Origin of the sequence: Candidatus Angelobacter sp. (assembly GCA_035607015.1) — a bacterium.
Classification (GTDB): domain Bacteria; phylum Verrucomicrobiota; class Verrucomicrobiia; order Limisphaerales; family AV2; genus AV2.
On sequence record DATNDF010000268.1, the window covers coordinates 1 to 7,399 of the forward strand.

The following is a 7,399-nucleotide window of genomic DNA, read 5'->3' on the forward strand; positions in this document are numbered from 1 at the left end:
CATTACGACCGACGCCGCTATCGACGCGAAGGTTCTCCGAGTCGCGCTGCAGGAAGCGGTCGCGCAAAGTTTCAATCGCATAACGGTGGACGGGGACATGAGCACCAACGACACGGTCCTCGTTCTGGCGAACGGACTGGCAAACAACGCACGACTTGGGACTCAGGACTCAAGACTCAAGACTTTTCAATCCGGCCTCAACCACGTCTGCCTCGAACTTGCGAAGATGATCGTGCGCGACGGCGAAGGCGTCTCTCGTTTCGTCACGGTCCGCGTCGCCGGAGCCAAATCCTTCGCCGACGCCGACGCTGCCGCTCGCGCCGTGGCCAACAGCGCCCTGGTCAAGACGAGTTGGAACGGCGGTGACCCGAACTGGGGACGCATCATTGACGCGCTCGGATACTCGCCCGCGAAAGTCGTCGAAGAGAAGGTGGACGTCGGCTACAGCGCGCCGGAAAGCCGGAAGATTCTCTGGAGCCTCAAGCGCGGCCAGCCGACGAGCGCGAGTTTCAAAAGTCTCTGCGCCGCCGTCACGCCGAAGGAATTTGATCTCCACATCAATCTGAATCTCGGCAAACATGGCGCCATGATCTATGCCGCCGACCTGACCGAGGAATATGTGGACTTCAACAAGGGCGACGTGAGCGATCCGGCGTCGCTCGGCGGATAGAGGAAGTCGCGTCTTCGAATAAGACCTGAACTGCATGCACGACCTCATCACCAAAGCCACGACATTGCTCGAGGCATTGCCTTACATTCAACGATTCAGCGGCGCGACGTTTGTTGTGAAATACGGCGGCAGTTTCATGGATTCGCCTGATCCGAACATTCGCAACGGTGTCGCAAGCGACATCGTGTTTCTCGAAGCGGTCGAGATCAACCCGGTCGTGGTCCACGGCGGCGGCAAAGCCATCACCCGCGCGATGGAAGCCGCCGGCTTGAAAGCCAGCTTTATCCAGGGCCAGCGCGTCACGGATGAAGGGGCCGTGAAAGTCGTGGATCACGTGCTCTCTCGCGAAATAAATCCGGAAATCGTCGCCACGATCAACTCGCTCGGCGGCGCTGCAAAGGGATTTGCCGGCACGGATATTTTCACCTGCCGCAAGTTCATGCCGGCCGGCGCAGATGGCCAATCGTTCGACATCGGTTACGTCGGCGACGTCGTGGCCGTCAACACGGCGCCGTTGCTGGACTGCATCAAGCAAGGCATCACGCCGGTGATCAGCCCGACCGCGCGCGGCGAGGACGGCAAGGTTTATAATTGCAACGCCGACGTCGCGGCGGCACAAGTGGCCATCGCGCTCAAAGCCCGGCGTCTCGTCTTCATGAGTGACGTGCCCGGCCTGATGCGAGATCCGAAAAATCCGGCCACGCTCATCGCCCACTTGCAGACGAACGAGGTTGACGGCCTGAAGCGGGCGGGCATTGTGGACAACGGCATGATTCCAAAAGTGGACAGCGCCGTGGCCGCCATCAAAGCCGGCGTGGAGAAAGTCTCGCTGGTGGACGGTCGCGTGCCGCACGCGGTGCTCTTGGAAATTTTCACTGACGAAGGTGTCGGCACGGAAGTCGTGCTTTGAGGAAATTCGGCCGGTGGGGCACCGGGCCTGCAAGTCGCCTGCTGGCTCGTGGCGCTCAACAGGGGTTCTTGAGACTCTCATCCGCGTGCGTTGTTTGTGCGTCGTGCAAAAGCATTGATGCGCCGTTTGTGCTGTGCGACGCTTCACCGGATGACGGATCGAGAGGCTTACATTCTGCGCGAGAACACCGGCACAACCGGGCTGGAGCAGACTGCGCGCGCAGCCGCGGAAGCGCTGGCGCATTTTGAAATTCCTCATTTGATCGTCGGCGGGCTCGCGGTGCAGGAACACGGGTATCCACGACTCACGCTGGACGTGGACATTGTCGTGCCCGACGTCCTGGAAGCAGCCGAATTCCTGACCGCCGACGTAACCGGGCCATTTGCGCGGGTGCCGGGCGTGGAGGACCGCCTGCTCGATCGCCGCAATCAAGTGAAGGTTGACTTGTTGCCGGCCGGCAAAGTGTTGCGGCATGGCTGCAAGGTGCCGTTCCCACAGCCCAAAACTGCCGCTGGCAGTCCGCAAATTGTCAGCCTGGAAGATCTCGTCTCACTCAAACTGGACAGTTGGTCGGCCTCGCCGCTGCGCCGGCTCCAGGACAAGACCGATGTTGTGGAGTTGATCAAACGTCGCAATCTCTCGCGCGAACTGGCTGTTGCTGCCCCGGTCCAAAATATTTACCTTGAAACCTGGGACGCTTTGAAAGCAGAAAAGTAAAATTCTGGCCGTCATCTCCACTGCACGCGTCCGCGGAAGACGGATTACTGAAACTCAGGAAATGAAGATTCTTCTTACGTTCACCTCTCTTGCCATCGTTTGGCTTACAACCAGCGGCGGCAACGCGGCTGAGAACACGCCGCGTCTGCCTGAGGGTCCCGGCCTGGCTGCGCGGTATCCAGGCGACCGCGGCATCGAGAGCGATCCGCAGGTGCTGCTCCACGAGGATTTCGAGTCCGGCTCGATCGACGACCTCGCGAAGCGCTGGGAAAGCGTCAGCAATGACGGCGGCCGCGTGCTGGCATTCAGCGATTCCGTGCCGCCTGGCAGCAGCGGCAAACGCTGTATTCAGTCCACCGCGACGCTCGGACAGAACACCGGCGGACATCTCTACCGCCGTTTGCCGCGCGAAGTGGACCGCGCGTTCGCCCGATTCTACGTGAAGTTCGCGCCTGAAAACGATTACACGCATCACTTCGTGCACTTCGGAGGTTATCATCCCTCGACGTCCTGGCCGCAAGGCGGCGCGGGCGAGCGTCCGCGCGGCGACGAGCGCGTCACCGTCGGCATCGAACCGTTCGGCGAATACGGCACGTATCCGCCGCCGGGCGCGTGGTTCTTTTACGCCTACTGGCACGAGATGAAAGTGTCCGCGGACAACAAGTATTGGGGCAACGGACTTCGTCCGGCGCAACCGCAGCAGATTCCCAAAGACAAATGGCAGTGCGTTGAAATCATGCTCCAGTTGAATTCGACTCCGGACAAGCACGACGGCGAGCTGGCGCTCTGGCTCGACGGCAAACCGGTCGCGCACTTCGCGCCGGGCGCACGTCGTGGGCCGTGGAGCGGCATGGGCTTCGCCCTGCGCGACGAGGGCGGCGAACCGTTCGAAGGATTCAACTTCCGGACGAGCACTGATCTGAAGATCAATTTCTTCTGGTTGCTCCACTACGTCACCGAGAACGCCGCGCGCCAGAACAAAGTGGCAAAACCGAATCCCACCAACCGCGTCTGGTTCGATGACATCGTGGTGGCGACCACTTACATAGGACCGGTGCAAACAACGAAACCATGAAAACAACGCAAACGATGTTCCTCGCGCTGAGTCTCGCGGCCGCTTTCAGTGCCGCCGCGCGCGGCCAGGACACCGTTCCGCGCGCCAGCGCGGACTCGAACACGGCCACGCCGCATCGAACCGTCCGCATCGGCGCGACTCAGCCCAAATCGCGCCTGATCGACTGGCACGTCCGCGAACCCGGTGAAGTCCTGAAAAAAGTGGACGGGACGCTGGCCGAACTCGAGAACCTTGTGAACCGGGCGGGCGCGGCCGGCTGCGACGTCGTCGCGTTTCCCGAGGACACGCTCGGTCTGGGCACGTGGCTGGCCGCGAATGAAAATCTCGCGGACCGGGTGTTGCCCCGGGCGGTCGAGCAGATGTTGCGTCGGCTCGGCTCGGCCGCTGCGAAACACAAGATGTATCTCGTCTGTTGCAACGACTTCGTCGAGGCGGACGGCGCGATTTGCAACACGGCCTTCTTCCTCGGCCGCGACGGACGCGAGATCGGACGTTATCGCAAAACGATCCCGGTGATTCACGAGCGATTCAAGAAGCCCGGCACGGGGTATCCCGTGTTCAACACGCCGGATCTGGGTGGCGTCGGCATGCTCATCTGTTACGACATGGTTTTTCCCGAAACGGCACGCTGCCTGGCACTGGGCGGCGCGGACATCATTTTTCATCCGACGCTGGGCGGCGCGGCGATCGGCGATGACGACATCAACCTCGCGGCGTTTCGCACGCGCGCAGTCGAAAACTTCGTTTACCTCGTCGTGTCGGAGCGCGGCTCAGGGTCCATGATCATTTCTCCGCAAGGCAAAGTGCTCGCGCGCGCCGGGGAAAAGGACGGACTGGCGATTGCCGACATTGATCCGTTCGGCGGGCGCGAAGGCGGCGACTCCATGAACCATCAACACGACATGCGCGCCCGGTTGTTTCGCGAGCGCGCGCCGTCCGCGTTCAGCATCCTGACCGACACGAACCCGCCGGTGTTGCAGAAAGTGCCCGCCGAAACCACCGCTGAGGAGGCGGTGCGCATCGCGAGCCGGACGCTCACCCGCGGCGAAGAGGAGTTCAAAGCCGCGGCGACGCTGGCCGGCAAGGGCAGGACCGAAGAAGCGATCAAGGAATTTGAACGGCTGCGGCGCGAGTATCCAAAGACCTGGATTGACCGGGTGGCGGAGGAGCGTCTGGAGAAGCTCCACCATGCTGACGCGCGATGACTCGACGCGCGCGAACCGGTCTTTTTTTGCTGCTCTGCGTGCTGCCGTTCGGGTTCGGTCCGAAAGCAGGTGCCGCCGAGCGTTTGCGCCTGATCATCGAGACCGACGCCGGCGGCGACCCGGACGATGAACAGTCGCTCGTGCGCTTTCTTCTCTACGCGAACGAATGGGACGTCGAAGGCATCATCGCCAACCGGCCGCGCGCGCGCGACGGCGAAAACAAAAATCCCGAGCGCACCGGCCCGGGCATCGTGCGGCGTCTGCTGCGCGCCTACGGCGAATGCCATCCAAACCTGAGCAAGCACGACCCGCGTTACCCGACGTTGAAACATCTGTGGCAGCGCACTGTCCCCGGCGACAACGACACACAGGAAGCCGTGAATCTGATCATCACTGCCGTTGATCGCGACGATCCGCGCCCGCTCTGGTATTCCGATTGGGGCTCCGACCACGGCGCCGCGACGAACAACCTGCGCCGCGCGCTCGACAAGGTGCTTCACGAACGCGGTCGCGCCGGTTACGCGGCGTTCAAGAGCCGGCTGCGGCTTTCGTCAGCCGACGCGTTCGGAGATCACACTTCGAAGATTGACCCGCCGTTTCCGTTTTGGGTGGACACGTTCCATCCCGAACGCGACGGCAAGCGCTGGTATCATCGCTTCTCCGCGTTGACCGCGAAGGCCGGAGGATTCGACCTCGTTCGTGACTGCCTCACCGGCCACGGCCCGCTGGGCGCCATGTATCCGACGAATACGACACACTGGCAAAAGGAAGGCGACACCATGACGTTCCTTTATCTGGTGCCGACCGGAATGAACGACCCGGACCAACCGACGTGGGGCAGTTGGGCTGGGCGCTACGGCATGAATACGAACTTTCCGAATGCGCGCTATTTCTGGGCCAACCAACTCGATGCCTGGAACGGCGCGACGAATCGCGACAACATTCTCGCGCGCTGGGCCGGGGCGATTCAGAACGACTTCAAAGCGCGTCTCGACTGGTGCGTGAAAGATTTCGCGCAAGCCAACCATCCGCCCGCGCCGCGAATGAAAGGCGAACCGGCGCGAACGGCGGCGTCCAGCGCAACTGTCCAGTTGGACGCCAGCGAGTCGAGCGACCCGGACGGCAACAGCCTTCACTTCCACTGGTTTCATTACCCCGAGCCGGGAAGCTATCGCGGCGGCCGCATTGAAGTTCAGAACTCCACCTCGGCGAAGGCGTCGTTCGTCGCGCCGAAGGTTTCCTCGACACAAACCGCGCACTTCATCCTGGCAGTCAGCGACGATGGTTCGCCACCGTTGACCAGGTATCGACGGGTCGTGGTGACGTTCATGCCGCCGAACGGAACGTCGAAATGAACCCGACGTCGTTGAAACGGAGTTCTGCTTGAAAAGTTCACGCGCAAGCTGTAATTCATCCGCAATGACAGGTGTTGAGAGAAATCCGGCGCGCCGCTGAACTCCCCTTTACGGGAGATGCCGCTCCTTCGCGACGCCTTTTCCCCGTTCACTCGACTGAATCAATGAAAGAAATCATTCCTCCCCCGCCCGCCATCGTCCGCAACGACGTGGCCGCCATCCAGGCTTTGTTTCAGAAGAACGTGATCCCGAGTTACGCGCGCTTCGATCTCGCGCTGAGTCACGGCTCGGGCAGTTATCTTTACGACGTGGCGGGGCGACGCTACCTCGATCTCGGTGGCGGCATCGCGGTCTGCTGCCTCGGGCACGCGCATCCGGAAATCACGAAGACGCTCCTCGAGCAGTCGAGCAAGCTTGTCCACGTCTCGAACCTTTACTACACCGAGCCGCAGGGGCGCCTGGCCGAATCCCTGGTGAATCTCATTGGTCCGGGCAAAGTTTTCTTCTGCAACAGCGGCGGCGAGGCGAACGAAGGACTGTTCAAGCTCGCGCGCAAGTTCGGCCACGACGAAGGCCGCTTCGAAATCATCACCACGCTGAATTCCTTTCACGGCCGGACGCTGGCGGGCATCGCCGCCACCGGTCAGGAAAAAGTGAAGAAAGGATTCGAGCCGGCCGTGCCCGGCTTCCGCCACGTCCCCTACAACGACCTCGCTGCGGTGCGCGGTGCGATTTCGCCCGCGACAGCCGCGGTGCTCATCGAAGGCGTGCAGGGCGAAGGCGGCATTACGCCCGCGACACCGGAATATCTGCTCGGCCTGCGCGCGTTGTGCGACGAAAAGAAGTTGCTGCTCCTGATGGACGGCGTGCAGGACGGACATTTCCGCACCGGCCGGTTTCAAAGTTTTCAAAGAATTCTGGAGGGCGTTGCTCCGTCAACGCCGACGAATTCAGGGCCGCGACAAAGCGCGGCCCTCCAGTTTCTGCCGGACGGCATTTCGATGGCGAAGTCGCTCGGCGGCGGATTTCCAATGGGCGCGTTCTGGGCCCGGGCGCCATTCGCGGATCTGCTCGGGCCGGGCACACACGCGACGACCTTCGGCGGAACGCCGCTCGCCTGCGCCGTGGCGCTGCGCGTGCTTGAGGTCGTCCAACGGGAGAAACTCGCCGACAACGCGCGCGCGATGGGCGAGTTTTTGAAAACCGGCCTCGCGCGGTTGGCGCAGGAGCATCCGCGAGTGATCCGGGGCGTGCGCGGAATCGGCCTGTTAATCGGCGTCGAGCTGGCGGCGGACAACGCGGCGTTCGCCAACAACGGCAGGGCGCCGTCCATCCAGTTTGTGAACCGCCTGCACGAGGCGGGGCTGTTGACGATCCCGGCGGGCAGCCATGTCATTCGCCTGTTGCCGCCGCTGAACCTGCGTCGGAGTGAAGCGGAGGAAGGGCTGGCAATTATCACCAGAGTCA

At 62.2% G+C, this 7,399-nt stretch carries 7 protein-coding genes; all 7 read left to right on the forward strand.

Annotated features, from left to right (window positions below; translation table 11 throughout):
* The coding region (locus VN887_10935; GenBank protein HXT40520.1) for a bifunctional ornithine acetyltransferase/N-acetylglutamate synthase at positions 1 to 670 on the forward strand (670 nt) is incomplete at its 5' end.
* Between the two features lie 34 nt (positions 671 to 704).
* On the forward strand, positions 705 to 1,580 hold the full coding sequence (gene argB, locus VN887_10940) for an acetylglutamate kinase (protein HXT40521.1): 876 nt from the start codon (positions 705 to 707) through the stop codon (positions 1,578 to 1,580).
* Between the two features lie 150 nt (positions 1,581 to 1,730).
* Positions 1,731 to 2,297: a hypothetical protein gene (locus VN887_10945; GenBank protein ID HXT40522.1), complete on the forward strand. Its 567-nt coding sequence runs from the start codon at positions 1,731 to 1,733 to the stop codon at positions 2,295 to 2,297.
* Between the two features lie 61 nt (positions 2,298 to 2,358).
* The gene (locus VN887_10950; protein HXT40523.1) at positions 2,359 to 3,372 is read left to right on the forward strand and encodes a hypothetical protein; all 1,014 of its coding nucleotides are present in this window, start codon (positions 2,359 to 2,361) and stop codon (positions 3,370 to 3,372) included.
* The gene (locus VN887_10955; GenBank protein ID HXT40524.1) at positions 3,369 to 4,577 is read left to right on the forward strand and encodes a nitrilase-related carbon-nitrogen hydrolase; all 1,209 of its coding nucleotides are present in this window, start codon (positions 3,369 to 3,371) and stop codon (positions 4,575 to 4,577) included. The genes VN887_10950 and VN887_10955 overlap by 4 nt, the downstream gene beginning before the upstream one ends.
* The gene (locus VN887_10960; protein ID HXT40525.1) at positions 4,574 to 5,932 is read left to right on the forward strand and encodes a nucleoside hydrolase-like domain-containing protein; all 1,359 of its coding nucleotides are present in this window, start codon (positions 4,574 to 4,576) and stop codon (positions 5,930 to 5,932) included. The genes VN887_10955 and VN887_10960 overlap by 4 nt, the downstream gene beginning before the upstream one ends.
* A gap of 164 nt (positions 5,933 to 6,096) precedes the next feature.
* Positions 6,097 to 7,399 (forward strand): aspartate aminotransferase family protein (locus VN887_10965; GenBank protein ID HXT40526.1); only part of this gene is annotated, 1,303 nt, incomplete at its 3' end.

Bases quoted from the DNA above. Each gene is read 5' to 3' on its own strand.
- argB (HXT40521.1), top strand. From the start codon at position 705: ATGCACGACCTCATCACCAAAGCCACGACATTGCTCGAGGCATTGCCT.
- VN887_10945 (HXT40522.1), top strand. From the start codon at position 1,731: ATGACGGATCGAGAGGCTTACATTCTGCGCGAGAACACCGGCACAACC.
- VN887_10950 (HXT40523.1), top strand. From the start codon at position 2,359: ATGAAGATTCTTCTTACGTTCACCTCTCTTGCCATCGTTTGGCTTACA.
- VN887_10955 (HXT40524.1), top strand. From the start codon at position 3,369: ATGAAAACAACGCAAACGATGTTCCTCGCGCTGAGTCTCGCGGCCGCT.
- VN887_10960 (HXT40525.1), top strand. From the start codon at position 4,574: ATGACTCGACGCGCGCGAACCGGTCTTTTTTTGCTGCTCTGCGTGCTG.